Source organism: Providencia sp. PROV201, from assembly GCF_028479545.1.
Taxonomy (GTDB): Bacteria; Pseudomonadota; Gammaproteobacteria; order Enterobacterales; family Enterobacteriaceae; genus Providencia; species Providencia huaxiensis.
Window position 1 is genome coordinate 139,684 of sequence record NZ_JAMPNW010000004.1, and the last position, 26,466, is coordinate 166,149.

Annotated in this window: 29 protein-coding genes and 2 pseudogenes; 12 read left to right on the forward strand and 19 right to left on the reverse strand. The window is 39.5% G+C overall.

The genetic code is table 11. The features are described 5' to 3' along the window. Positions 1-256 precede the first annotated feature (256 nt). The gene (locus PR809_RS05025) at positions 257-919 is read right to left on the reverse strand and encodes a GntR family transcriptional regulator (protein WP_102137667.1); all 663 of its coding nucleotides are present in this window, start codon (positions 917-919) and stop codon (positions 257-259) included. A 282-nt stretch (positions 920-1,201) separates the two neighbouring features. Next, complete coding sequence (locus PR809_RS05030; RefSeq protein WP_256372923.1) at positions 1,202-1,333, reverse strand: hypothetical protein; 132 nt, start codon at positions 1,331-1,333, stop codon at positions 1,202-1,204. Here PR809_RS05030 and PR809_RS05035 point away from each other — a divergent pair, their 5' ends adjacent. From PR809_RS05035 to PR809_RS05055, 5 genes are read left to right on the forward strand one after another with little or no spacing between them, the layout of a single operon-like run. Beyond that, a complete protein-coding gene (locus tag PR809_RS05035) occupies positions 1,334-2,575 on the forward strand; it encodes an NRAMP family divalent metal transporter (protein ID WP_102137668.1) in 1,242 nt (413 codons plus the stop codon). It abuts the gene before it with no gap. 14 nt (positions 2,576-2,589) lie between these two features. Continuing rightward, a complete protein-coding gene (locus tag PR809_RS05040; protein ID WP_206276718.1) occupies positions 2,590-3,369 on the forward strand; it encodes a LamB/YcsF family protein in 780 nt (259 codons plus the stop codon). Then, a complete protein-coding gene (locus PR809_RS05045; protein WP_206276717.1) occupies positions 3,366-4,172 on the forward strand; it encodes a putative hydro-lyase in 807 nt (268 codons plus the stop codon). Before PR809_RS05040 ends, PR809_RS05045 begins: the two co-directional genes overlap by 4 nt. A gap of 9 nt (positions 4,173-4,181) precedes the next feature. After that, positions 4,182-5,786: a 5-oxoprolinase/urea amidolyase family protein gene (locus tag PR809_RS05050; protein WP_206276716.1), complete on the forward strand. Its 1,605-nt coding sequence runs from the start codon at positions 4,182-4,184 to the stop codon at positions 5,784-5,786. Further along, on the forward strand, positions 5,773-7,512 hold the full coding sequence (locus PR809_RS05055; RefSeq protein WP_202981457.1) for an acetyl/propionyl/methylcrotonyl-CoA carboxylase subunit alpha: 1,740 nt from the start codon (positions 5,773-5,775) through the stop codon (positions 7,510-7,512). The genes PR809_RS05050 and PR809_RS05055 overlap by 14 nt, the downstream gene beginning before the upstream one ends. A 40-nt stretch (positions 7,513-7,552) precedes the next feature. On the opposite strand, the gene PR809_RS05060 is transcribed toward PR809_RS05055, so the two are convergent. After that, positions 7,553-7,822: a hypothetical protein gene (locus PR809_RS05060; RefSeq protein ID WP_102137672.1), complete on the reverse strand. Its 270-nt coding sequence runs from the start codon at positions 7,820-7,822 to the stop codon at positions 7,553-7,555. A gap of 401 nt (positions 7,823-8,223) precedes the next feature. On the opposite strand from PR809_RS05060, the gene PR809_RS05065 reads away from it, so the two are divergent. Then, positions 8,224-8,766 carry a DUF924 family protein gene (locus PR809_RS05065; protein WP_102137673.1) on the forward strand — a complete coding sequence of 181 codons (543 nt, stop codon included), beginning with the start codon at positions 8,224-8,226 and terminating at the stop codon, positions 8,764-8,766. Positions 8,767-8,824: 58 nt separating this feature from the next. On the opposite strand, the gene PR809_RS05070 is transcribed toward PR809_RS05065, so the two are convergent. The 5 genes and pseudogenes from PR809_RS05070 to PR809_RS05090 form a co-directional block, all read right to left on the reverse strand. Further along, entirely contained in the window at positions 8,825-9,418 is a 594-nt protein-coding gene (locus tag PR809_RS05070; RefSeq protein ID WP_206276715.1) for a TorD/DmsD family molecular chaperone, read from the reverse strand. Positions 9,419-9,569: 151 nt separating this feature from the next. Beyond that, on the reverse strand, positions 9,570-10,346 hold the full coding sequence (locus PR809_RS05075) for a dimethyl sulfoxide reductase anchor subunit family protein (RefSeq protein WP_102137675.1): 777 nt from the start codon (positions 10,344-10,346) through the stop codon (positions 9,570-9,572). Between the two features lies 1 nt (position 10,347). Continuing rightward, complete coding sequence (locus tag PR809_RS05080) at positions 10,348-10,965, reverse strand: DMSO/selenate family reductase complex B subunit (protein ID WP_125891252.1); 618 nt, start codon at positions 10,963-10,965, stop codon at positions 10,348-10,350. Between the two features lie 11 nt (positions 10,966-10,976). Further along, positions 10,977-13,405, reverse strand: a pseudogene (locus PR809_RS05085) (DMSO/selenate family reductase complex A subunit). 299 nt (positions 13,406-13,704) lie between these two features. Further along, positions 13,705-14,955, reverse strand: coding sequence for a mechanosensitive ion channel family protein (locus PR809_RS05090; RefSeq protein ID WP_102137678.1), 1,251 nt, complete (start codon positions 14,953-14,955; stop codon positions 13,705-13,707). Positions 14,956-15,286: 331 nt separating this feature from the next. On the opposite strand from PR809_RS05090, the gene PR809_RS05095 reads away from it, so the two are divergent. After that, positions 15,287-15,811, forward strand: a complete 525-nt coding sequence (locus PR809_RS05095; protein WP_206276714.1) for an anti-virulence regulator CigR family protein — start codon at positions 15,287-15,289, stop codon at positions 15,809-15,811. 451 nt (positions 15,812-16,262) lie between these two features. Next, complete coding sequence (locus PR809_RS05100; protein ID WP_206276713.1) at positions 16,263-17,105, forward strand: D-amino-acid transaminase; 843 nt, start codon at positions 16,263-16,265, stop codon at positions 17,103-17,105. 20 nt (positions 17,106-17,125) lie between these two features. Here PR809_RS05100 and PR809_RS05105 read toward each other — a convergent pair whose 3' ends face one another. The 3 genes from PR809_RS05105 to PR809_RS05115 all read right to left on the reverse strand — a co-directional run bounded on the left by PR809_RS05105 (position 17,126) and on the right by PR809_RS05115 (position 19,823). After that, on the reverse strand, positions 17,126-17,701 hold the full coding sequence (locus PR809_RS05105; protein WP_206276712.1) for a cysteine hydrolase family protein: 576 nt from the start codon (positions 17,699-17,701) through the stop codon (positions 17,126-17,128). A 96-nt stretch (positions 17,702-17,797) separates the two neighbouring features. Next, a complete protein-coding gene (locus PR809_RS05110) occupies positions 17,798-19,159 on the reverse strand; it encodes a sensor histidine kinase (protein ID WP_206276711.1) in 1,362 nt (453 codons plus the stop codon). Continuing rightward, positions 19,149-19,823, reverse strand: coding sequence for a response regulator (locus PR809_RS05115; protein ID WP_102137683.1), 675 nt, complete (start codon positions 19,821-19,823; stop codon positions 19,149-19,151). Before PR809_RS05115 ends, PR809_RS05110 begins: the two co-directional genes overlap by 11 nt. A gap of 172 nt (positions 19,824-19,995) precedes the next feature. Here PR809_RS05115 and PR809_RS05120 point away from each other — a divergent pair, with 172 nt between their 5' ends. Beyond that, the gene (locus PR809_RS05120; RefSeq protein WP_166264617.1) at positions 19,996-20,238 is read left to right on the forward strand and encodes a hypothetical protein; all 243 of its coding nucleotides are present in this window, start codon (positions 19,996-19,998) and stop codon (positions 20,236-20,238) included. A 118-nt stretch (positions 20,239-20,356) separates the two neighbouring features. Here PR809_RS05120 and PR809_RS05125 read toward each other — a convergent pair whose 3' ends face one another. After that, positions 20,357-20,617, reverse strand: coding sequence for a DinI-like family protein (locus PR809_RS05125; protein ID WP_102137685.1), 261 nt, complete (start codon positions 20,615-20,617; stop codon positions 20,357-20,359). Positions 20,618-20,839: 222 nt separating this feature from the next. Here PR809_RS05125 and PR809_RS05130 point away from each other — a divergent pair, with 222 nt between their 5' ends. Next, a complete protein-coding gene (locus PR809_RS05130) occupies positions 20,840-21,373 on the forward strand; it encodes a GNAT family N-acetyltransferase (RefSeq protein WP_102137686.1) in 534 nt (177 codons plus the stop codon). A gap of 18 nt (positions 21,374-21,391) precedes the next feature. Here the strand turns inward: PR809_RS05130 and PR809_RS05135 are convergent, their stop codons facing one another. Continuing rightward, complete coding sequence (locus tag PR809_RS05135; protein ID WP_166264619.1) at positions 21,392-21,712, reverse strand: GNAT family N-acetyltransferase; 321 nt, start codon at positions 21,710-21,712, stop codon at positions 21,392-21,394. Here PR809_RS05135 and PR809_RS20110 point away from each other — a divergent pair. Beyond that, positions 21,678-21,812 (forward strand): annotated as a pseudogene (locus PR809_RS20110) (pentapeptide repeat-containing protein); the annotation flags it as partial. The gene PR809_RS05135 and the pseudogene PR809_RS20110 overlap by 35 nt on opposite strands. Continuing rightward, on the forward strand, positions 21,813-22,118 hold the full coding sequence (locus PR809_RS20115) for a pentapeptide repeat-containing protein (protein WP_206276710.1): 306 nt from the start codon (positions 21,813-21,815) through the stop codon (positions 22,116-22,118). An 825-nt stretch (positions 22,119-22,943) separates the two neighbouring features. Here the strand turns inward: PR809_RS20115 and PR809_RS05140 are convergent. The 6 genes from PR809_RS05140 to PR809_RS05165 form a co-directional block, all read right to left on the reverse strand. Beyond that, positions 22,944-24,119 (reverse strand): tyrosine-type recombinase/integrase, encoded by a 1,176-nt coding sequence (locus PR809_RS05140; RefSeq protein ID WP_195697377.1) that lies wholly within the window; start codon positions 24,117-24,119, stop codon positions 22,944-22,946. 1 nt (position 24,120) lies between these two features. Further along, the gene (locus PR809_RS05145) at positions 24,121-24,336 is read right to left on the reverse strand and encodes a hypothetical protein (RefSeq protein WP_123382603.1); all 216 of its coding nucleotides are present in this window, start codon (positions 24,334-24,336) and stop codon (positions 24,121-24,123) included. 297 nt (positions 24,337-24,633) lie between these two features. After that, the gene (locus PR809_RS05150) at positions 24,634-25,002 is read right to left on the reverse strand and encodes a hypothetical protein (RefSeq protein ID WP_206276709.1); all 369 of its coding nucleotides are present in this window, start codon (positions 25,000-25,002) and stop codon (positions 24,634-24,636) included. A gap of 10 nt (positions 25,003-25,012) precedes the next feature. After that, a complete protein-coding gene (locus PR809_RS05155) occupies positions 25,013-25,186 on the reverse strand; it encodes a DUF7167 family protein (protein WP_181489727.1) in 174 nt (57 codons plus the stop codon). 405 nt (positions 25,187-25,591) lie between these two features. Beyond that, positions 25,592-25,951: a hypothetical protein gene (locus tag PR809_RS05160; RefSeq protein ID WP_112308307.1), complete on the reverse strand. Its 360-nt coding sequence runs from the start codon at positions 25,949-25,951 to the stop codon at positions 25,592-25,594. Between the two features lies 1 nt (position 25,952). After that, positions 25,953-26,408, reverse strand: a complete 456-nt coding sequence (locus PR809_RS05165) for a hypothetical protein (protein WP_112308308.1) — start codon at positions 26,406-26,408, stop codon at positions 25,953-25,955. Between the last annotated feature and the right edge of the window lie 58 nt (positions 26,409-26,466).

Here is a 26,466-nt window from a genome sequence, read left to right on the forward strand (position 1 = left end):
TTTTGCAAACAAAACTAGATTGAGCGAAAAATAGACTGCAACTCTTTATTTTTATCGAATATACGACTGAATGTGATTTTATATTTAAATTGTTAGATTTAATTAGTTAATTAAAGTTTAACTTAGATATAGCTAGATGAATGGATGATATTGAAATATTAAAGGATTTCTATAAATGGCTTCTCACTCAAATTTATATAATGAAATTAGTTAGAAGTGGGTGAGTTAAATAATGAAAAAGAAAACGTCAAGCAACTCAAACGGCAGATTGTTTCCGTTTAAATGCTGCGAGCAGTGTGCGTTCAGAGAGATCTAAGTAACCACGTAACATATTGGCTGCATCTATATTTTTGCCAGAATCTAATAAATTAAGAATAGAATGGTTTTTATCAATATAGGGGGCATATAAAATTTTAGGGTCATTGAGGTGACCAAAGGCCAGCCGTAATTCTGCAGATACATTACGGTATAATTTAATTAGGCGTTCGCTGTCAGATAGTTCGACAATGGCAGTGTGAAATTTCATATTTGCAGTGCCTACACCCACCCAGTTCTCTGTCTTTTCATGTTCTCTAGCTTCTTGAACTGCATCTTTCATTTTTTGAACTGATGGATGCATGGCATATGCATGAGTTAGTGCATCGCACTCAATAAGTCGGCGAACTTGATAAATATCGATAATGGCAGCCATATCTGGTACTGAGACAAATACGCCCTTATTTGGAGCATAAGTTAATAAACCTTCCTGCGTGAGTACACGAAATACTTCCCGTAATGTATTTCGAGAAATATCGAGTTCTTCACTTAATGCCGCTTCAGATAAGCGTTGACCTGGTGTGATCTCCCCAATTGTTATCTTATGACGTATAACTTCTGCAATAGAAACAGATAAAGTTTGGGCAACAGGTTGTTTTTTCATAATAAAGGCTAATTTTAGTCTCAGAGGCAATGAGCCGCTATATTCACATATTCAAATTATAGCAGCAAGTTTCATTTCTCTTTACCACATTCCCCCCTGTATTTGCACAAGAATAGTGAAATTAGAATTTATTGCACTAATTTGGTGCAATTTGCTTGGTAAGCGATATGGCTTGTGAGTCAAAATTGTTAAAAAAGTGATCTCGTCTTGATTTTTAAACGAACAATTACGATTTTTATTGATTGTTTATTCATCATTCAATACTAATTGTTCAACAATCTATTAAAAATGAATTAACAATACGGCTAACAAGTAGAACAATGGCACGATAATTGCCTTAGTGACTGTGACATCAACAACTAGATCAACAACCACATCAATAATTAAAACAATAACTATTAGAGGAGTATGCATATGGCAGCTCATGAAAGTGCACCAACTACTGCTGAATATGTGAAAAGTCGTCGTTCATCACTGATAAGCGCAATTTTTCTAATGGCAACTTCAGCCATTGGGCCTGGGTTTATCACACAAACTGCGACTTTTACCGTGACATTAGGGGCTGCTTTTGCCTTCGGAATTTTAGCGTCTATTGTGATTGACTTCATTGTTCAGCAAAACATATGGCGAGTTGTTACCCTGACTAAAATGCACTCATCAGAAATTGCGAATGCCACAATTCCTGGGAGTGGTTATTTATTAGCGGTATTAGTTATTTTCGGCGGACTAATTTTTAATATTGGTAATATTGCAGGCGCAGGGTTAGGGCTCAATGCCTTAGTCGGCTTAGACCCCAAATGGGGGGGCTTGATTAGCGCATTATTAGCAATTTATATATTTTCCTCCCGTAAGGCCAGTACGTTTATTGACCGATTGATTATTGGATTAGGCGTAGTGATGATCGGCTTAACTTTATTTGTCGCTATCGCATCAAACCCACCTGTTGGGGAAGCATTACGTCAAAGCGTATTACCTGACACAGTTGATTTTGCCATGATAACCACCATTGTTGGGGGCACTGTCGGGGGATATATCTGTTATGCAGGTGCTCACCGTTTATTGGATAAAGGCGCTGTTGGTATTGAAAACATTAAAGTTGTCTCTAGCGCAGCCACAAAAGGTATCCTAGTTGTTGGGCTGATGCGTTATATTTTGTTTTTGGCTATCTTAGGTGTAGTCGCAAGTGGTGTGACTATTGATATTTCTGGTCATGCGGCCAACCCAGCATCTCAAGCATTTCAGGCTGCCGCAGGTAACTTTGGTTTACGTATCTTTGGTTTAATTCTATGGGCTGCGGCACTCACCAGTGTAATTGGTGCGGCTTATACCTCTATGAGCTTCTTAACGGCATTTAAGTCTTCTATCACAGAAAGGCAACGTAATGTCGCAACTATCATATTTATCGCAGTTTCTCTGGTTGTCTATTTATTCATGGGAACAGCCCCTGCGGCATTATTGGTTTTTGCTGGTGGTTTCAATGGGCTAATTTTACCTATTGGTTTAACTTTATTTGTTTATATCGGTTGGAAACGCTCAGATTTAATGTCGGGCTATCATTATCCGCGTTGGCTATTATGGTCTGGTGTCGTGACGTGTGCACTCACTTGGTATATGGGCGCAATGTCTGTCGGTACAATTTTTAATTATCTGAAATAACTCAAGGAGTGATCATGAAAAAGCAGGTTGATTTAAACAGTGACCTTGGGGAAAGTTTTGGACAATGGGAAATGGGCAATGATACCGACATTCTGCCTGTTGTTAGCAGTGCGAATATTGCTTGTGGTTTCCATGCGGGTTCACCAGAAGGGATATTAAAAACCCTTAAAGCCGCAAAAGAAAATGGGGTTGCTGTTGGTGCTCATGTGGGCTATCCCGATTTAGTGGGTTTTGGTCGACGTAATATGGATATTGCATCGAATGAATTAACCGCAGACGTGATTTACCAAATTGGTGCATTACAAGGGCTAGCAACCGCAGCAGGGACACAAGTTTTATATGTTAAACCTCATGGCGCATTGTATAACACGATTGCTCATGATAAACGCCAAGCAATGGCTGTGATTGATGCGATATTAGCGATTGATAAGCGATTGATATTAGTGGCGTTAGCAGGGGCACCATTAATTGGGTGGGCTAGAGAATGTGGCTTAAATGTGGTCGCAGAAGCTTTTGCTGATAGAGCTTATAACAGCGATGGCACATTAGTGTCCCGAAAATTAGCCGGTTCAGTATTACATGACCCACAGATAGTTGCAGACCGTATGTTGCAGTTGGTCATGGAAGGCGGTGTGATGTCGATTGATGGAAAATTTACACCTGTTGACGCTGGGTCGATTTGTGTTCATGGGGATAGCCCTGGCGCCCTTGAAATGGCGAAACAGGTGCGAGCCGTATTAGAAAAACAAGGTATTGAAATTTATGGTTTTTCCCACAAAGGAGGCCGTGAATGACACAGCTAATGAAAGCATCACTGCAGGCTATCGAAGCTGCTCGCCTTGCACGGCAAGCTATCCGCGAAGGATATGACAAACCAACAGCAGGCCTTGCCCCGGGTATGACTCAAGCCAACATGATTGCGTTGCCACGTGACTGGGCATTTGACTTCTTATTATATGCTCAGCGTAACCCAAAGAGCTGCCCTGTTTTAGACGTATGTGAAGCAGGGAGCTGGCAAACTGTCCTAGCTGAAGGTGCCGATTTACGCACGGATATCCCACGTTACCGTGTGTGGGAAAAAGGACAATTAATTGATGAAATTACGGATGCGACAACAATCTATCAACAACATCCTGATTTAGTCACTTTTTTAATTGGTTGCAGCTTTACATTCGAAACGCCAATGATTGAAGCAGGTATTGATATACGGCATATCACGGATAAATCGAATGTTCCGATGTATAAGACTAATCGTCTTTGTCGCCCAGCAGGGCGTTTACAAGGCGAATTAGTGGTTTCAATGCGACCAATACCTGCAAATCGCGTGGCTGATGCAGTGAGTATTACGGGTAGGTTCCCTGCCGTGCATGGCACACCTGTTCATATTGGCGCACCAGAACAATTAGGTATTACGGATATTATGCAACCTGACTTCGGTGATGCGGTTCGCATTGAAGAGGGCGAAATTCCCGTTTTTTGGGCTTGTGGTGTCACACCTCAAGCTGCAGTAATGAAATCAGGGGTTCCATTCGCATTAAGCCATGCACCCGGTTACATGTTTATTACAGATGTACCTGATGCCGCATATCACATATAGAGGTGCCAATTGAGATTTTTACCCGTCAATTTAAGTGCCTTTATGGTGGAGTTGGAAAGTCTTGAACAAACAATGGCATTGACTGATTCCTTAACAGAAATGCCAATTTATGGGATTGACGAAATAACGCCAGCAGCGAGGACGATTTTAATTCGCTATAACCCGATCAAGACTGATGTGAATGATTTGGTTGAAAAGATATCGCTTAGAGATGTGTCGGCGGTCGTCGGCAAGGCTAGTAAATTGGTTACTATCCCTGTTCACTACAATGGCGAGGATTTACCAGATGTTGCAGCGCATTTAGGGATATCCACTGCGGAAGTAATACGTCGTCATACAGAAAATGAATTTCAGGTTGCATTTAGCGGTTTTGCCCCAGGTTTTGGTTACATGGTTTCGAAAGAAGCTAAGCTGAACGTCCCAAGGCGTCAATCGCCAAGAGTACGCATCCCCGCGGGGTCGGTTGCCTTAGCTGGAGAGTTTAGCAGCGTTTACCCACAAGCTAGCCCAGGGGGATGGCAGTTAATTGGTGTGACTGAACTATTAATGTGGGATATCAATCGACCTGAACCTGCGCTCGTTCAAGCAGGCATGCGGGTCAACTTTGTCGATGCCGCGAAAAGCCAAATTAGCTATAGCTTGCCAGCGAAAGTAAGTATTGAAAAAAATGCTAAGAATGTCAGTGCTGATTTAACAGTTTTAGCGACGGGGTTACAGGTTTTATTTCAAGATTTAGGGCGTATAGGCCAATCGGCATTGGGGATCTCTGAATCAGGCGGTATGGATAAATCGGCATTACGTAGTGCAAACCGTATTGTGGGGAATAAATCAGATTCTGCCGTTTTAGAGATAACGCAAGGTGGGTTTAAGGCTCAAGTTCACAAAGACCTCATTGTTGCAGTGACTGGAGCGCCTTGTACTATTGACGTTATCACCGCAGAAGACCAGCAATATCAAGTTGACACTTATCAACCGATTCATTTAGCAAAGGGCGACACCATCAAACTGAGCCGCCCGAGCAAAGGAGTTCGTAGTTATTTCGCTGTCCGAGGTGGTTTCAATATAGAGCCTATTTTATCGAGCTGCTCGTTTGATACATTAGCGCAAGTTGGTCCAGCCCCAATCACGGCGGGCCAAACACTCACGGTTAACAGTAATTCATCTCCATTAGCCGTTTCATTATATGAGGCGCCTGCTTTTGATTACCCAACAGAAAACGATGTGGTGGTTTTGGATGTTGTATTAGGACCCCGAGCGGATTGGTTTACAAAACAAGCAGTTGAACAACTAACGAGCCAATTATGGCAAGTAACAGCGTCATCAAACCGAATAGGTTTGCGGCTATTTAGTGAAAAACCGTTAGAGCGCGAACAATTACAGGAGCTACCGAGCGAAGGAACTTGCATTGGCGCTATTCAAGTCCCCGCAAATGGCCAGCCGGTTTTGTTTCTCAATGATCACCCTTTAACAGGCGGTTATCCCGTTATTGGCGCGGTATGTGAATATCATTTGGATTTAGCAGGGCAAATTCCTGTGAATGCCAAAATACGTTTTAATCCACTCGGTGAATTTAAAGTACTACAAGGGAGCCATTGTGCTTATGAAAATGAATAACAACAAAAAACATAAAGTATTGATTGCTAATCGAGGCGAAATTGCAGTTCGTATTATCCGTGCATGTCGTGATTATGGTTTCCAGTCTGTTGCGGTTTATGCGGACAGCGATATTGACGCTCTCCACGTCACAATGGCTGATGAAGCCTACGGGCTTGGGGGAAACTCGCCAGCAGAAAGTTATTTAAATATTGAAAAGTTGATTAGTATCGCTCAGCAGTCAGGTTCAACCATGGTGCATCCAGGGTATGGTTTTTTATCTGAACGGGCTGAATTTGCGCGTGCAGTTGAAGCCGCAGGGTTAATCTGGATTGGGCCGAGCGCAAACAGCATTGATATACTAGGCGATAAGGTTCAAGCTCGCCATATTGCAATGCAAGTCGGTGCACCGCTAGTGGTTGGCACAAAAGACCCTGTGAATAGTGCACAGGAAGTCCTTGAATTTGCTCATCAACACGGCTTACCTATTGCTATTAAAGCGGCATTTGGTGGTGGTGGCCGAGGGCTAAAAGTAGCTTGGCAACTCCATGAAGTTGAAGAACTTTATCACTCAGCAGTACGCGAAGCGACCGCTGCATTTGGCCGGGGTGAATGTTTTATTGAACAATTTTTACATAACCCTCGGCACATTGAAGCCCAAGTTATTGCGGATACGCATGGTAACGTGCTGGTGGTGGGGACTCGTGACTGCTCACTACAACGGCGTAATCAAAAACTGGTTGAAGAGTCGCCAGCCCCTTTTTTATCTCAGAGTCAACAGCAGCAAATCATTCAAGCTTCAACGGATATTTGCCGCAAAGCGGGCTATGTGGGAGCCGGAACCGTTGAATTTTTGTTAAGCCAAGATGGCACGTTGTCATTTCTAGAAGTGAATACGCGCTTACAAGTTGAGCACCCAGTCACAGAGGAAACCGCAGGTATTGACTTAGTGATTGAGCAATTGCGAATTGCAGAAGGTTTACCTTTAAGTATTAATGAGATGCCGACTCCTCGGGGGCATGCATTTGAATTTCGTATTAATGCAGAAGATGCTGGAAACGGTTTTTTACCGACACCAGGCACTATTACGGTTTTTGATGCACCAACGGGGCCGGGGGTTCGTGTCGATAGTGGTGTAACAGCGGGAACAACAATACCGGGTACCTTTGATTCGTTAATGGCGAAATTAATTGTTGTGGGTAGTACACGAGAGCAAGCCATTTTGCGTGCACGTCGTGCTTTGGCTGAATTTAATATTGAAGGCGTTGCATCCGTATTACCATTCCACAGAGCGGTAATGGAACAAACTGATTTTTGTGATAATTTTAGCGTTCATACGCGTTGGATAGAGACCGAATTTAATGTGGAAATTCCACCCGCAAAACGGCAAATTCCACTATCGCCTGCTGAAATGACACGCACTTTCATTGAAATCGATGGAAAGCGTTGCGAATTGGGTTTACCTACACAACTGTTTTCTGGCTTTTCAGTCAATAGTTCAGCTGCAACCCATTCAGCTCCTCAAATAATTCATAACCCAGATGCGGTCAATGCACCTATCTCTGGGCTATTATTTAACTGGCTGATCCCTCACGGAAATAATGTTTCTGAAGGGGATATAATCGGTGTCATGGAGGCGATGAAAATGGAAGTTCAAATTGTTGCACACCGAGCAGGAACGTTGAAACACTGTGCGATTAAAGGGGATTTTGTTGAAGCAGAGAGCCCAATAGCTGAAATTGTTTAGTTTGGTTGGCTTAAGTTTGAGCTAAAGGAATTAGCTCAAACTAACGAGAAAGTCGTTCAGGCAATGTTCTTAGAGGAAGATGAGGCGCAGGAATGGCATGTTTTTCTTCAGCGGTCATTTCATTGCTATCGCGGTAGACTTCACCACATAGAAAATAGAGATTTGGCCGTTTTGATTCTAGGTAGTCTTTTCGGCTAATACATTGTTCTTGTGTGAAAATAGTTTCAGTCACAGGTAACGCATCACATGAATCTGAGCCACAAGGACTCACCCATAATGCCCACCCAATGAGTACCATATGTCCTGCCATTTACATTGCCTTCCTTAATAAGAACCAATATGAACCGCTGAAAAGTGATGACTGTAAGTAGCTCTCTAATTCACACACATTATAAGTTAAATTCTAACATTGAGTTAACCAAATGTATGTATTTAGACATAATGAATTCTCTTATTCACACTAAAAAGCAAATCTTTATGAATTAAAAAGTTGCGAATTATTATAAGTAGAAATTAAATGATTTAATAATAAATAACGCTGTATATTATTAAAATAACCCTGTCGATATCGAGTGTTTTTTGGTGTCAGATCGCAAAAAAATAAAATAATTATCTACAAATAACCGATGTTAGAGCTCAAGCCTGTCAATTAAGACTATTTTTAACTAGGATTATGACAACCTCTAATAAGAAAACTGATAGGAATAAATCATGACTTCCATGGAAGAAGTACTTTCATTTTGGTTTGAGGAATCGACACCAAAACAATGGTTTGAAAAAAATGCTAAATTTGATTTGACGATAGCACAACGATTTGCTCATGTTTGTGAACGCGCAGCTAAGGGTGAATTAGCGTATTGGCGGGCATCTATTCGAGGCCGTTTAGCGGAAATTATTGTTCTAGACCAGTTTTCACGTAACCTATGGCGTGATACGCCAAAGTCTTTTGCTCAAGATGGGATGGCTTTAGCACTAGCGCAAGAGGCGATTAAGCAACATGATTATAACCTCCTGACGTTATCACAGCGCAAGTTTGTTTTAATGCCATTTATGCATTCTGAATCCAGTTTTATTCATTTACAGGCCGTTGAACTCTTTCGCATGCTGGGTGATGACGGTACTTTAGATTATGAAATGCGACATAAAGCGATTATTGACAAATTTGGTCGCTATCCGCACCGTAATGAAATTTTAGGTCGGCCATCTACACAAGAAGAAATTGCATTTTTACAAGAGCCAAATTCTTCTTTTTAGGTTAAAACCAAATGAGCCCATATCTTGTTTAATAAGCCCATTTGGTTTCGCTTTTCATTTAACGAAATAACTCAGCATGGATTGGCGATAATGCTAATTCTAACTGTAGTGATTTGAGGTAAATTTCAGTGATCTGTGCAAGGTTAGGGTAAAAGTCTGTCTCAGTTTTACTTTCCTGCACCAGTTCTAAATAGCGATATGCCCAAGGTAATAAATGTTGTTCAAATAGCGTTATAATGGCGCTGTCGTCCTCTTGTTCCGCTAAAGCAGAAACAGCCATCATCATTAAGCCAAATTGGTCTTCAGGCTCACGAAGTCCGGTGTCAGTCACTAACCCTTTGGTTTGCAAAAAATGGCGATAAGCCGCTGTTGATTCTCCCATAACAGAATTGTCATGTTCCAGATATACAGACCCCCATGGAGGCGCTGGCATACTACCTTGTCCTTCGAATAAGATAGAATAATCATACGAGATATCATCAGGTTGTGTTTGTGACAACGAAGTACAAATCGCCTGAATTTGCTCTGGATTTTCCCATGAGTGTAACTGTGGGATTTCACCCAAAACAGGGTAGACGTTTCGTAACGTGTCCGATTGCGGAGGGTAGTAGAAAAACGCACCAAGGATGCGGATCATTGTCGTATCAATCATATTATTTTATCCGTCTTATTTCGCGTTAAAGTATGACATCATTATCTGATTTCCTGTCACTGTATCGATGCAGGATGATGTGGGATTACTAAACAAAGAACCCCAAACGGGGTTCTTTAATAATAAATTATAACATAGTAAAAACAATGCCTTACATGGTTATCTGCCACAAGTTATAGAATGCGATACGGCCTGCAAGTTCAGCTAATAAAACAGCTGCCGCACACGTTGCTAATGTTGCTCTTGGTACGCGTTGCTTTAACGTCATACCAACAAATGCAGCTAAAGCAATGGCTAAGACGACAACTTGGAAGCCCCAGAAGCCTGTTTGCTCACCGCTAAGAGCGGGGCCGGTTTCGGCTAAAAACGCTTGGTAACCAGCACGGCTTGCAAAAATAGCGAAAGTACCAATTAAGAACGAAGCAATACCTAAGCCACGCGCACCAATTGCAATAGCGAGCGCACCACCACCGACTAACATCGTCATCCACATTTGCAGTGTGGTATAACCGGTGTCCCAGTTAGCAATAGTGGCGATGTTGTACACTTGAGGTATTGACCAAACAAATGCGAGCCCTGACACTACTGCGGCAATATTTGCCAGTTCACGCAATAACGTATGCTTGAAAAACAGAGTGAAAAATAACGTTGCCGCAGCGCATCCAACAAATACGCCACTTAAGAACGCTTCATTACTCATTGGCGAACGGCCTACACCCAGTAGCATATTGAAGAAGCGTAGTGGTTGACCAACGTGTAACCCACCGATACCCAAACCAATTATCATAATAATAAAGGCAACGATATTGGCAGTTTTTAGCTGTTTATCGTCAATAGACCCCATTTTACGGCTGATATAAGCGAGTAAAAAAAGCCCAGCAGCTGACTGTCCTAAGACGGTGAAAAAAACGAGTGGTAATTCATGCATCTTACACCTCCGCAGGGTTTTTTAATTCGCCACTTTTATCGCCAAATGGCTTCGCATCTTTATGTGGCTTGATGACAATATTTGGGTTTGTCAGGCTTGGGTCTGGCATTGGCGCAATACCACACTCTGTCCCGTGTAACTCACGAAGAACATTAATATCATCAAAATCTAAAGCACGCTGCGGGCAAGATTCAACACAAACTGGTTTCATTCCTTTTGCGACGCGTTCATAACAGCCGTCACATTTAGTCATGAGTTTTTTCTTCTCATCAAACTGTGGTGCGCCATATGGGCAACGTAGTTCACAGTAACGGCAACCCACACAAATAGATTGGTCAACTACGACTAAACCATCCTCTTCACGTTTGTGCATTGCACCGGTTGGGCAACCTGCGACACAAGTCGGGTTTGAGCAATGGTTACATGAAATCGAAAGATAGTAATTAAAGACGTTTTGCTGCCATATACCATCTTGCTTCTGCCAACTTCCGCCACCAAACTCGTAGACACGACGGAATTTTGGACCTAAATCTAAATCTTTTTCATCCTTACAACTGACTTGACACGTTTTACAGCCAGTGCATTTTGTGGAGTCAAAGTAAAAGCCATATTGTTTCATCATTTAACTCCTTAAGCGCGTTTAACTTCAACAAGGTTAGTATGTTGTGGGGTACCTTTAGCCAATGGCGAAGGAACATGAGAGGTCAGTGTGTTGATACAACCACCAATATCCAGCCCATCTTCATTGAGAGTACGCCATGCACCTTGTGGAACAGCGATAACACCAGGTAATACACGCTCTGTCACTTTCACTTTAATTTGAATACGGCCACGATCATTAAATATTTCAGCCATGTCACCATTGTTCAAGCCGCGTTGCTGGGCATCAATTGGGTTGAGCCAAAATTGATGCGGAATGGCTTCACGGAGCATGGCAACATTGTAATAAGATGAATGCACATGGCCTTTATCATGAAAGCCCGTCATTAATAGCGGATGCTTCTGTTGGCTTGCTTGGGCTTCAACGCCTTCTTTATTGACGCAATATTCAGGAAGGGCAGGGATACGTTGGCCTTCTGGTAACTCCCAATTTTTAACACGCTCAGCCAGTTGTTCCGAATAGATTTCCACTTTACCTGACGGCGTTTTCAATGGGTTATTGATTGGGTCATCACGGAATTTCTTCAATGCAATATTTTCTGAACTGTTCAAGAACTTACGGTCGATAATACCCGCACCGTCAGTTTCGCTGAATTCAGGTAAATGAGGCATTTTTTCACGTGTTTTGTTATAACAGAACTCAATCCATTCGGCGTAGGTACGGCCTTCTGTGAATTGTTCTTTTACCCCCATTTTCTCAGCAACTTCTGCTAATACATCATAGTTAGGGCGGTTTTCCCACAGTGGCTCAATGGCATTTTGTAGGCGAACTAAATAGTGGTATGCACCACTTGCATAGGAGTTATTGATTAAATCATTGGTTTCAACGGTAGTGACATCCGGTAACAATAAATCTGCATATTTTGCGGATGGAGTATCATGGTTATCCCACACCAAAATGAACTCACATTTTGACTCATCAGCAAGTATTTCATGGGTTTTGTTTAAATCACCATGTTGGTTACCAATGACATTACTGGAGTAACACCACATAAATTTGATGTCGTTATTGAGTTTATCGACACCTTTAATACCACCGTTCTCTGCGGTTAATTCTTTCCCACGAACAATAGCTTCTGACCACATATAAGTTGGGATCAGGGCTTTGACTGGGTTAGGTAAAGCAAATCCCGCAACAGGATAAGCATAGCTATTACCCCACAGGCCGGTGTTCGTTCCTGCACGACCAATGTTCCCAGACATTAACGGTAGCATCATGATTGAACGACAAGCTTGCTCACCATTTTCGGTACGTTGCAAGCCCCAGCCTTGTGAGATCCATGCTCTATTGGCATTACCAATTTCACGTGCAAGTTGCTTAATGCGTGCGACGGAGATCCCCGTTAATTTACTCGCCCACTCTGGGGTTTTTGCGATGCCATCAGGCCCATTACCTAAAATATAATCTTTATATGATGCATTGCGTGGTGCAGAAGCAGGTAAGGTAGACTCATCCCAACCAACACAATAGTTGTTCAGGAATTCTTCGTCAGTCAGGCCTTCTTCGATCATGACATAACCGAGAGCAGCAACTAATGCAGCGTCAGTACCGGGGTAAATTGGTATCCATTCAGCGCCAAGCGTTGTGACGCTATCAGTGCGACGCGGGTCAATGATAATCACTTTTGCCTTGCTTTTATCTAACGCATTGAGGGTCTCGTAGAATTGACCGCCGCCAGACATGCGCGTTTCTGCAAGGTTGTGGCCAAACATGACAACTAAGTCAGAGTTTTGGATTTCAGATAAATAGGATTCTTCTACGCTACCATAGACATAAGGTGTGATTTCCATTAATTGAGCATATGAATATGTACCATAGTCACCCAAGAAACCACCAGTTAAGCTTATAAACGTTTACAAGCTGCACGGCCGTGTAAGTTAGCACCCGTTGACCCAGAGCCATACTGATAATAAATGGCATCACTTCCATATTTATCAATCGTATACTTTAATTTTTCAGCGATAATGGTTGTTGCTTCATCCCATGAAATCTTTTTAAACTTACCTTCACCACGTTTACCAACACGAACCATTGGGTATTTTAAACGGTCTGGATTGTAGGTTTTCCAACGCACTGAACGGCCACGTAAACATGGACGAATTTGGTGTTCGCCTAACGTTGAGTCGTCATACATCGTTTCATTGGAAATACGGCTGATAACACCATCTTTCACATGAACTTTTAATGGGCAGCGGCTGCCACAGTTTACTAAGCATGCGCTATAGCTAATTTTTTCGCTGACTTCGTCAGGCATGATTGCTGGTGTTTTTGCTTGTACAGCAAAAGGTAGAGTGATTGAGCCAGCAACAGCAGCGACACCCGCAACGGTTGCAGAGGTTTGTATAAACTCCCTCCTGCTCAGTTTTCCAAATTGAGTATTTATTTTATTTTTATGCATTGACATTGCCTATATGTAAATAACAACATTACTATCTTGTTTTATATGTTAAAAAAAGATCCTGTAGAGTTACATGACTTACATCAATGTTATCCACGATAAAGGAAATGTATTTATTTAATTTATAAGGGTTTTTTGTTTGTTAGAGCATCGATCAGTTTTGTTTTTGTTAACTATCGAAATGTTATTCTTTATATAACGCTGGATGGAAAAGTAAGCGTAAAGAGGGATATCTCCCTCTTTCGATACTACTTTAGATGTAGATGGATAAGGAAATTTAACTAATCACTTAGTATTAGTTATTTTTCTGGGAAATGGCCTATCATTCTAACATCATTTCCGGTAGGTGATTGATGTACCATCAGATTAAATTGCGGAAGGATGGAAAAGATATGGTCAAAAATGTCAGATTGTATTCTTTCATACTCCACCCACACGGTTGTATTCGTAAATGCATATATTTCGATTGGAATACCATTTGAGTCAGATTCTAGCTGTCTGACCATAATCGTCATATTTTTGTGAATATTAGGGTGTGATTTTAAATAAGCTTCAATATAAGCTCGGAAGGTCCCTATATTTGTCAAACGACGCTGATTCAAAGGAACCGCTTTGTCATCCGGTAGGCTAGAATTAAAGACTTGGATCTCAGATATTTTCTGTTCGATGTAGGGCTCAAGTAAATTTGCCTTAATACATTGTGCGATTTCTTCAGAAGTTAAAAAATGCACACTGCTGGCATCTAAGCGGACACTACGCTTTATTCTGCGTCCACCTGATTCTGTCATTCCTTTCCAGTTTTTGAATGAATCAGAAATAAGCGCATAAGTCGGAATGGTCGTAACGGTGTTGTCCCAGTTACGCACTTTTACCGTAGTTAAACCAATATCAACCACAGCGCCATCAGCACCGTATTTAGGCATTTCTAACCAATCGCCAATGTTAACCATGTTGTTGGCTGAAAGTTGTATCCCAGCAACTAACCCCATAATAGGGTCTTTGAACACTAGCATCATGACCGCTGTCATTGCACCAAGACCGCTGAGAATAATCAGAGGCGATTTACCTATTAATAGTGCAATAATCATGATGCCAATTAGAATTGTGGCAATCAGTTTAAGACTTTGAAATATTCCTCTAAGAGGTAAATGCGCGGTTTTGGCCGCACGTTGAAGTACACCAAGTATAATATCAAGAACGGAATAAAGGGTGAGTAAGCCAAATAATAGGCACCATGCCTGTGAGCCAACCTTTAAAACGGCTTGGGCAGTCGAGCCTGAATGTAACCATAGCGTTGCTTGGATATTGACTACAACACCTTGGATCACGAATGCGAAGCGATTAAAAAGATTATGTTGAGTGATTAAATGTACCCAAGTTCCTGCATTTTTTTGCCCACGTTTTTCGAGTTGTGGAAGAAATATTTTATGTAGAATTAAGTGTAATACGCAGGCGACGATAAGGATTAAACCGAGCACCATAAGTAAAGAGGCAAGGTCAGCGTAATCTTGGTTGAATTGACGTACCCAGTCTAGCAGTTGCTGCTGCATGGTTTCTCCTTCTTTAGAGTGTTAGGAACAATTGTTTATAAAAATATCATAGGCTGAATGACCTTATCATATTTACAACGAAAATTCATGGGGAGCAACATTAAATTCCGTCTTAATTCTTATTACTAGTTCTAAGTATTGTCTAATATATGGAAATAATATTAATGGCAATAAGAGCTATTATAAAGGAGCGCGCTCACTAATTTGAGTGATTAAGTAACATTTACATAACATTACGTGTGATAAGTATTTTCTGATTGTGAGTCTTTATAACTAAGCATAATGTTCTACAAAATGTCCTAATGTTATATTAACTTTGCAGGAATTTATTATGAACCGATTTAAAAGGCCGATTTGTTCTGTTCTTTTGCAGTATATCTTATTGCCCATTATTGCTTTTACCTCATTGCTTGCTAATTCATCCCCCAATGGCAATCAAGGCCAAGGAAACGACAAAGGACATCAACAAGTTCATGGAAATAAAGGGAAGCAGAACAAAGATAACTCAAATAAAGGAAATAATAATCAAGAGGCAAAGCATGTCAAATCAAGTAAGTATTACGATAAGCATCGGGAAGCAAATGTTAGTTTTAATGTGAGCTTTGGCAATGTAAGGCCTTTGGCCATTGAATATGGATTGACAGGATATCGTGGCTTGCCTCCAGGTATTGCAAAACAAGTTAGCAGGGGAAAACCACTTCCTCCAGGTATTGCAAAAAAAACGTTACCCTCAGCATTTTTAGCACAATTACCTGTTTATGTCGGTTATGAATGGAAAATGAGTGGCCGAGACCTTATCTTGGTTGCGTTAGGTACAGCTATTGTCGCTGAAATTATTGAGAATGTTTTTGAATAAAAAAAACGACCTTGATTTCAAGGTCGTTGTGCAAAATAAATGCAATTAACGCTAATGATGAGGTAACTAAAGGTTTGATTAACTAAAAGATAATTAACTTGCTTACATAAAACGTTTAGATAGTAATTCAACAACTTCTTGCACACTGCTGATAAATTCTTTGATGCTGTTCATCGAGAACTCCAAATTAAAATGTGATCCAGATCACGTGAGAGCATTCTAGCTATTCACATGTTAATGTCAAGTTAATATTAAAAATAATTTTAAATTTTAAACTATATTTTAGTCGCTGTGCTACAGCTTGTTTTCTTGTTAGTCGCGGTTCTTACAAGAGGGCCTGAATCTGCAAATAGAGATAAAAAATGTGAAGAATTGAAAGGTAATTTTTGTAATATGGTGTATGGTTAATAAGAGATTAGGTAATGATTTGATTGATAAAGGAATATAGCTCATGATTGCTTATGTAAACGGCCAGTTTTTACCTGAAGAAGAAGCGTCAGTATCTGTTTTTGACCGTGGGTTTTTATTTGCGGATGCTGTGTATGAAGTGACTGCAATAATTAACGGTAAGTTAGTTGACTTTGAACATCATATGGCTCGTTTGCAGCGTTCTTGTGCTGAATTACAGTTATCATTTCCCTACGATTTAGCAGAATTAAAACAAATTCATCTTCAATTAGTTCAGCAGAATAATATAGAAGAAGGGCTTGTATATCTACAATTGACACGTGGCAATGCGAAACAACGCAGTTTTTTATATCCTGATAATCAAACGAAGCCAACATTAGTCTTATTTGCACAAAAGACGAAGATTGTTGAAAATGAGAAATCAAAATATGGAATAAAAGTCGTAACTGTAGATGATATTCGTTGGCAGCGTTGTGATATTAAAACAGTTGCTTTATTAGCAGCTTCCATGGCAAAAGAATACGCTAAACAGCAAGGTGCAGACGACGCTATATTTGTTAAAAATGGCTATGTCACTGAGGGAAGTTCCAGTAATTGTTTTATTATTAACCATCAGAACCAAATACAAACACGAGGGTTAAATAATGAAATATTACCAGGCATTACTCGTCAAGCAATTTTACAACTTGCTCGGGAACAAGAAATAGACATTGTTGAAAAGCCATTTAGTATTGATGAAATGTTAGAAGCAAAAGAAGTCTTTATTACTTCTGCAACAACATTAGTTTGGCCAGTTATTATGGTGAATAACCAATTAATTGGGGAAGGTAAGCCGGGGAAACTAGCTATCCGGCTACGGGAGATATACTTGCAAAAATTGAAATAATCACATGAGAAATATAAATGTTATTTTAATTGCATAAATTCTGTAACTGAAGAAATCGTTACCATGCCTTCTAGTGCCTGAAGACTTTGCTGATGGAGTTCTAGCGTTGGGGCCGCACATAAATCCTCGAGTACTGTGACAGTATATCCTAAATCATGGGCTTGTCGTGCAGTACTTTGAATTGCTTTTACGGTACTAACTCCGCCAATAAATAACTCGGTAATATCATTATCGGTAAGCCATTTATGGAAATGGTTTCCTGCAAATGCAGAAACCCCTTTTTTAATCATTACCGGATCACGAAATGCTACCTCAAGGTCATGGGCCCAATTACACCCAGTGCCACTTAGTTTTAAGGCTCCAAGTTTTTTAGCTTGCTGAAACATAGGGGAGCCAGCAGGAACATCGTGATAATTATCTGAAAAGCCAACCTTAACCCAAATCACTGGAATATGATGGTTTCTTGCATATTGTGCTGCTTGATTAGCTTTCTCAACGATTTTACGTGAGCAAGTTTGCTGGTAACTCGAATTAGATAAGCCATTTTTACCAATTATCTCTTCAATGAGATCAATAATTACTAATGCCTTGGACATTATTGCCTCTTTTAGGTGTAAGTATATTAACGTATAAAAGGCGTATTCTATCTAGAAAAAATAGCAAATGCTGTTAACTCAATAACATAATTAGATTTAGGGTAAGTCAATAATAAAGCCGATACCTTGATTGTCTAATCCATCAGTAACTCTAATTACAGCACCAATTTTATGGGCTAAATTTTGAGCGATAGATAAACCTAAACCACTTCCGGTTTCCATCGTTCCTGGAACGCGATAAAAACGAGAAAATATAAGTTGGCGGCTCTCTTCTGGAATTCCTCGGCCATTATCTTGAACAGAAATAGTCCCACCAAATGGGGTAAGATCTTTTAAAACGACTTTTATTTTCCCTTCTTCTGGGCAGTATTTAATCGCATTTTCAATCAAATTAGTAAAAATATTACTCAATGCGAGTTTATCGGTGAGGATATAAAAAGATTTTGGGCTTTGTAGTTCAACATCAATATTTTTATTAATAGCGTAAGGTATGTGTGAGGATATTAAATGGCTGATTAATACGGGCAGGTCAATTAGCTCTTTATTTAATAAAAAGTCTTCAGTTTCTAAGCGTGCTAGGTCAATTAATTGATGCGATAAAGAGGCTGCGCGATTTAACGTCTCTTGCATATCATTAATAATTTCTTCTTTCTCTTTCGGATTATCAATTTGCATCAATAAATGTAATTGAGCAATAACAGCCGCTATGGGGGTCCTTAATTCATGTGCGGCATCTGCCATAAAGCGCTTTTCACGTTGATTTGCAGCATCAACACGAGACATGAGGCTATTTATTGCATCAATAATAGGGCGAATTTCTTTATATTGTTCCTTCGTTTCTATTGGAGTTAAATTACCTGGCTGACGGCTAGAGATGAGTTTTGCAGATTGTCTTAAAGGCCGCAGACTAAAATAAGCGGTAATTAATATTGCTAACAACATAATACCCAAAATAAACGCGAGAGGAATGGCTGTGCCTTCGGCAGGGTTACCTAATAAGGATTTACGGTCACTATAAGACTCTGCAATAACAACTTCGAAAGTTTCTTGATCATTCCATGCAGAAGTAAAATGCCAGTCTTTATGTAATGCTGCGAGCTCAGAGACAGATTTAAGCGATGGAATATGTAATTTGTCACTGTTTCGGTAATAGACATTCCCTTGTTTATCTCTAACAACCATAAAAGGCCGATAACTAATGTCATCGCCACTTTCCATCGCAGCAGAATAAAGTTCTTGTAGGTTATCAGCTATTTTATTGAAATATTCTGGCTTATCAGCAACCACATCAAGTGTCTTAGCAAACCCTTGGGTGATGACACTTTGTTGTTCATTTAGCTCATCATGAATTGAGGGCCAATAAAAAAACTGTAGCCAGCCAACTAATAATAACCAAAGGAAAATAACTGAGCTAATTTGTAGCCCAAAGGTATAAATAAAAAATGATTTAACTTTCACTTATCGGCACTTCTTTTTTTAATAAATAACCAATACCGCGGATAGTAATTATGCGGTCTTTACCTATCTTTCGGCGTAAATTATGAATGTGAACCTCTAAAGAGTTACTTTCCACATCATCTAATCCGAATAGGCGCTGCTCTAAATCCGTTTTTCTGACAACATTATCTGCATTTTTTATTAGTTCGTAGAGCAATAGATATTCTTTCCCAGAGAGCAGCAACAATTGCTCATTAAGGGTGACTTGGTGATTAAGAGGATTTAATTGTAGGTTACCCAATTGCCATATTTCAGATGAGAAACCTGCCATACGGCGACTAACGGCTTTTACTCGAGAAATAAGCTCAGGCATAGCAAATGGTTTTGTTAAAAAGTCATCAGCACCTGAATCTAAGCTAGAAACTAAGTTATCCATTTGATTTCTTGCCGTGAGAATTATTATTGGGATCGTTTCTCCCATATTACGCCAAGTAATCAGTTCATCATGACCATCGCCATCAGGTAAGCCTAAATCTAAAAGCATTAAATCAAAATTGCGAGATGCGAGTTGTAATTTTGCATCAGCAAGTAGCCTGACCCAACAAGGGTTAAAACCTGCAAGTTCTAACCCACGGCATAGCGCTTTTCCCAATTGAAGATCATCTTCGACTAATAGGATATTCATATCATCACCTCTACTAACAAGTATAAGCAGGCAATGAGCGTCAGACAATACGAACAATTCAAGTTTGAAGCGGATTTAAGCATATCTTAAGGTTGGTTTAACCCTTTTTTAAGGTACAAAAAAATAGACTGTTTATTATGAGTCCATCACTCAAACAATAAGAGCATTGATAATGAAACAAGCATTCTATGAGGTGCCATTATTTATAGTAGCAATCGCACTTGCTTTGATTTTTATTGGAAAAGATTTCAATAATAGGCCGATAGTTAGTTTATCAACAATAACGTTGAATGAAATCCCTACTTGTGTGGATGTTAATAACTGTATTTCTCAGGTTAGAGCAACTAATGCAAAAAATAAAAAGTTGAATCCAGTGAAAGAGATTAAAGCCTTTCTTCGACATAAAATTGGCTGATTAACAGGGAGTAAAATTTAGATATGAGGTGGTGAGTCAAGTGTCTGTTTTAATTTCTAATTTTAGGTGCAGAAAAAGGAATGTTACACTATAAGGAAACATTCCTTTAAGTATTTGGTTAATCCACTGTTGTTTCTTCTGGGATCCAACCATCATCCATCCATATTTCTTCCAGTATTTCTTCAATACGAGTTTTATCCTCCGCTATTTTTGTTCCTGAGATATTAACGCGTTGTTGTGAGCTAAACCCAACCCGCGTTACCATATCTGGATATTGGTTTTGAAGTTTGCGTAAAATCTCAGTTTCAAGTGCTTGCAAAACAACTGAACTCGGTTTTTGTGGAGCGTTCTTATCAAATAAAACTTCGATACGTAACATGATAGCCTCTAACAAAGACTGTATTAATATACAGTATTTTTAGAACTATTAGGCAAAAAAGTCAATATAGAGGCATAAATATTTTTAGCAGTGAATAGAGTGAAAAAATAATATCAAGTTAAAACAGTAGGTTAATATTATAGATGCTTGATAAAATAATTGTCAGAAAAATTAAAATAGGTATCCTAGAAAGTATATTCTATGAAGGTGAGTTACGATTAAATGTTATATGCTTTAAGAGTTTCAAGTGAAGATAGCCAAGCGATAGCAATGATTAACCAGTTGTATGATACTGCTTTTCCATTGTATGAACAAAGAAGCTATCAAGGAAGAGATGCAATATTAAATCATGGTGACTATTATTTACTCAATTTCAAAGAAAATGATATTTTCATTGGTTTTATTGGGTGTTGGAAAATCGAAGATTATTATTACATTGAACACTTTGCTATTTCCCCTGTATTAAGAGGGCAAGGTTATGGGCAAAGGGTATTAAAGCAGTTTTGTCATGACGTAGGCAAAGTGATCCTAGAAATCGATCCTATTATTGATGATGTGAGTCAAAAACGTTGGTCTTTTTATCAACATTGCGGTTTTCAGCAAAACGAATATGCTCACGCACACCCAAGTTATTACCCAAAAAATAAGCCACATAAGCTTAGCGTATTAAGCTATCCAGAAGTGATAGCTCAAGAAGTGTATCAGCAATTTAATCATATATTACAAACGGTTGTGATGAATAAAACGCTATTATAGTTCATTATGTAGATGGTTTTACTCAGGTATATAGCAATAGATAAGTTCGGGATCATTATCATCTAAATTTTCAATGTAGCCACTAGGAATAAAGCCAGCTTTTATTAAGAGGTGTTGAGTGGCTGTATTCGATTGATTTGTAGAAGTAAAAATCTTTTGGGATTTACTCTGCATTTTTAGTTTATTAATTAAAGTGAGGCCAAGGCCTTGCCGACGATACTGGCGATTTACCATAAGCAGTTCAATGAAGCTATGAGCAAAATTTACAAATAGCCATTTTGCGAGTTGTCGATTTGTTGAAAGTACACTCACAAAATGTAATTTAAGCTTAATTAACATACCTAACTCCCGTTTTTCGAATTGTGAGTTTATAGGATGTAAATTAGTTGGAATCGATTGGACAAAAGGGTATTGGCCACGTTTTGATTTTTATTCTTAGTTGAGTTTTAAAAGTTGTATATTAAATAGCAGTAATTTTTTTGCACTTAAACTCCATGAAACATACATTGATGATTGTCGTTTACACGATGTTGATTTTAGAAATGCGGAATTAAATAAATCAGTAATAACGGATTCTGATTTATCTAACAGTTTATTTATGCAGACAAACTTAACATCAGTCGATTTCACCGGGACACACTCTTTTACGATTGATGTTCGACAAAATAAATTAACTCAAGCGAAGTTTTCCCGCCTCGATGCTCTAGATTTATTGCGTAGCTTAGATATTAAACTTGTGGACTAGAACTGAAATAATCAGTACAAATTGAATAAAATATAGGCCAGCAATTGAGTTCATTTCTATCCTTTGGGTATTGATAACTCGATATGTATTAATATACATAAGTTAAATCATCATAGCCATCAGTTCATCACTGGTGGCTTTATTCTTTACGGTGAAGTTATGCAGCATGCATCAAAAGATAGAAATCCAATAAGTTTTGATGTTGTCAAAAGAGTCGCTTAAGTTTTAATCGATGTAACAAAAAGTGCATCGGTAAAAGAAACTTTAATTCAATGAAACAAATTAATTTTGTGGATAATTCAAAAGATACTCCCAAGGGAAGCCCTGTGATACTTCTACGGGGCGCTGGGTTGATGTTCGTGTAAACATGCCATCCAACTCACTCTACAATCAAAAATAAGCGGGAGCAGAGGGACTCGCTAAGCTAGAAGCAGAGCGATTAGCGCAAGAAGAAGCTAAACGTGCAGCAGAGGAAGCGGAAAGGGTGGAGCAGGAAGCTGCGGAAAGTCAGTCACTGGATGATAAATCCTAAGAAAAAGAGGGGGAAGTCAGTGTAACCATGTCGGACTTTTACCCGACTTTTACCCACCCCCAACCCCATCAATAAAAAACCAACCCTAACAGGTTGGTTTCTCTAAGGAATTTTGGTCGGCATGATAGGATTTGAACCTACGACCCCCGACACCCCATGACCCCGATAGCAAACTATAAACACCATTGATTTGAAAGGAAAATAAACCCATCGACTGTTCATGCAAACAGTGCTTAATATGCAAAACTTGCATTATATACATCAATTAGTTAAGTCGACTTTTACCCGGCTATTTAAGCTATTTCACAGTGTGGCACTTCAATCCAATCAACATGATTTTCGGTATAAATTTTTGTTGATTCAGCATCACTGTGGGCCATACGTGCCTGAGGATCAAACCCGCGTTGCTTAAACATAAATGCAGCCAATGCCCTAATTTCATGAAACGTCGGTCTTTCATCTTGTGGTAAATTAGCAGCAACACCAACACGATCCCTGAGTGATGAAAAAGCACGACTAAGATAATCAGGGGCCACTTGGGTAGGGTGATTAACTTCTTTGCTAATTTTATTCGGCAATCGAATTGGTAGTCTATGCACGATGTAAGGACTGGCTACACTGTCACGACTGTTATCAATTATTTCTTTTAGTTTTTTTCCAATAGGTATTGCTACATGTGATGCTTCTTTGTGCTGAACTTTTTGGCGATGTATGTAGATCATGCCATAAATGCCGTCTTTTTCTTCATCAAACCAAACGCAGCCGCAGGTATTAGCTTTTGGGGCTTTGATGTTGTATTTAATACGAGAAACTTCAAGTCTAGCTTGTGTTGTCTGTAAAGCTAAATCCATAGCTGTTCGTAACCAAGGTTCAGCTGATGCACGGATTTTAAGAAAGTCATCATAAGATAGGCGGCGGCGTTTTTTCCCATCGACACGTTTCATTTTCTTACGTTCTGCAGGATTATCTAGCATTAATGATTCATCCATTGCATAACTGAATATTTTCTTTAGAAAGCCAACTTTTCTATTTTGAACGTTCGCGGAAGCTTCAGCATGAAATTCATTAATGAACCCGTTCACATGCTCAAGTGTTACCTCAATTGGTGTGATATCATTGAAATAAGCCTTAACCCTTTCTAGATCTTTAGTCCAATCGCTAAGGGTGCTTTCCGATGGCTGTTCATCATTCACCATTCGAGCAAACAATTTATTCAGATGCTCGGAAAATGGCAGAGATTCGCCGTTTGTGCCGCCAGAATCAACAATTAATGATTTGACTGAAACAGCACTCTCAGGACGCATTATATTGTTATATTCTCTGGCTATCGCAATTGCCCTAGCTTTATCAGCGCCTATTCTTCTTCTGACGCCATTAACTAGTGTAAAGCGATATTGTTTCTCAGCTTTATCATAGTAAAGAAAGTCAGGCAAATGCCTGAACTCTCTTTTACGCGGTCTGCCTTTCATTTTATGAAGCCCTTATTAAATCACTTACGCATGATGCAATATCAGACTCAACACCCCACTTTTCTGAAGAATAAACCCAAGCCGCGCCATCAACGATCTTTCCTCGCACTTCACCAATCGTTACCCAGCGTTTTATGGTTCTATTATCGGGTATTGAACCATCCTCGAATTCTCTTTTGGCCCATGCGCTAGCTTTCATAAGTTTTCCACTAGACATAATTATCTCCACATCTGCCGCATACAGATTTAAATATTAAATATCGTCGTTAACTGGTTTAATTAAATGCTGGTGGATAATGCTCACCATTAAGTGTTTATATTTCATTGCTAGTCCTTATCTATGGGGTGTATATTAAAATTACAGTTATTTAATTTAGTAACTTGTGCCAAGGAGGCTAAAATGAGACGTAATAGAAAAAATACAATCTGGGTTGATGTGGCATCTTGTCTATTTAGAGGCATTAGCTGTCTCATTGGTGCTTTGGCTATAATCATGCTTTCAGTTCTGATACTTTTAGCATTGTTTTACGGATTGAAATAAAAAATCCGCCCGAACATATAAGGTGTCAGTTGGGAACTCCCTGCTCGAACTCCAAGTTACATCGCCGCTATATAAATTAACTGGATATACAGGTTTATTTATCTCCTCTGGTTCAGGGGCAACCTGTAGCCATATTAATTCTGGTGCGGTAGGGCAATTAATGCTTTCTGGTAAGCTATTAATTAAACTCTCTCGTGATGCTTGCCAACTAATCCACATTAAATCTACATATTGGTCAGCGTAATTTGATCCGTTATTTGCACGTTTAAGTTTTAATTCAAATTCTGACGGGTCGCTAAGTGACTTTATTTCCGCTTCAAATTGCTGTCTTGATTTATCCATCACTCCACCTTTAATCTTCAGGTTGTACCCAGTAATCAATAAGCGACTCTATTGCATCGCTAATAATTACACCTTGCTCAGATTCAGTTAATTGGTTCCATTCAGCCTCGGTCATTCCTAAACCAGTTTCAGAATCAGAGCCAACCTTATTTGTCCTTGCAACTAAAACCATCTGCTTACTCATATTCATTCCTCTTCATTGCATCCATTTAATCGCTAGGATTAAAACTTTTCATGGCAAATATTTAATCATCACCTACACTTAAGCCCGAAAGATTAATAACAAGCTGTGCAACTTTCGCCGATTCTCCCTGTGTCGGCTTTTTTTTATCTACTTCCTTGCTAAATTCCATGGCTTAACTATTCTTAAATTGCTTACACAGAGAAACTATAAACATATCTAGACAATCCCTTGCCGTCCGCTCCGTGGCGGCATTTTTTTTGCGAATTATCCAAATAAAAGTATCTATTTGTTTGTATTAGTGTAATTTGGTTATCGAAGCCACGTGTAAGCTTCATTTAATGATTAATTCCCTTGTAGTAATTATACCGTCTAAGTCGGCGGTTTTTTTCATTGCATCCCTGCGAGCTAGTGGCGATTCTTTAATCCATAGTAATAACCACGCTTTAACCAGCGGTATATTTTCTTAACTGCGCCGGGCTTGGCTCTAATTTCCTCGTTAATATATAGGCGTCCAATTTTGTTGAATGGCAAACCTGTACAGCCATGGTTAGCGCCATCATTGATAAACAACCAGCGATAATTTTTTAACCATGCATCTGAGTTACATTTAGGGCATGGAATAGTTTCCATTGGTTCGTATAAATTTCCACTACCATCACAAGCATCCAAATCCCACAGATAACCATCAATACATTGACTATCAATATAGTGAGCGCCGAAGTCATAACCTTGATAATCACAAGCAACTTGTATTTTTTTCTTCATGTCAGCCACCTATGCGTGTAGCAGTTCTAATGCGCTCATAAACCTCACTAGCTTGGACCCGTTCATCACCAACATCACAGGCGCAGAAATATTCAAATGCAGCTTTTTCAGCTTCCTTATGCGCTTTGATGAATTTCGCCTTTAGTTTTGCTACATCTGGTCTTAGCCATGAACAAACAGGGCCATCTTCTGATTCAAAAATACCACCGATAAACCAACCATCACCTTGCGGTTTGCTCGGTACCCACCCTGAGATATCGCAATCACCATCTATAAAATAGCGTTTGAATGTTGGGTGACTTTCATCAATATCTCCATCCATACAGACACCGCAAATTTCAAGACAGTTGTTATCAAACCACTGTTTTAAAAATTCAATATCTTCACTTACAGGAATTTGAGAATGAGCCCAGTAGCCATTTTCGTCGCGTTCTACTAATTCAGGTTTAATAGACATATGCACCCCCTACACAATAATTCTGTAAACTGAATTAACTGTTTGTATATAACCATCA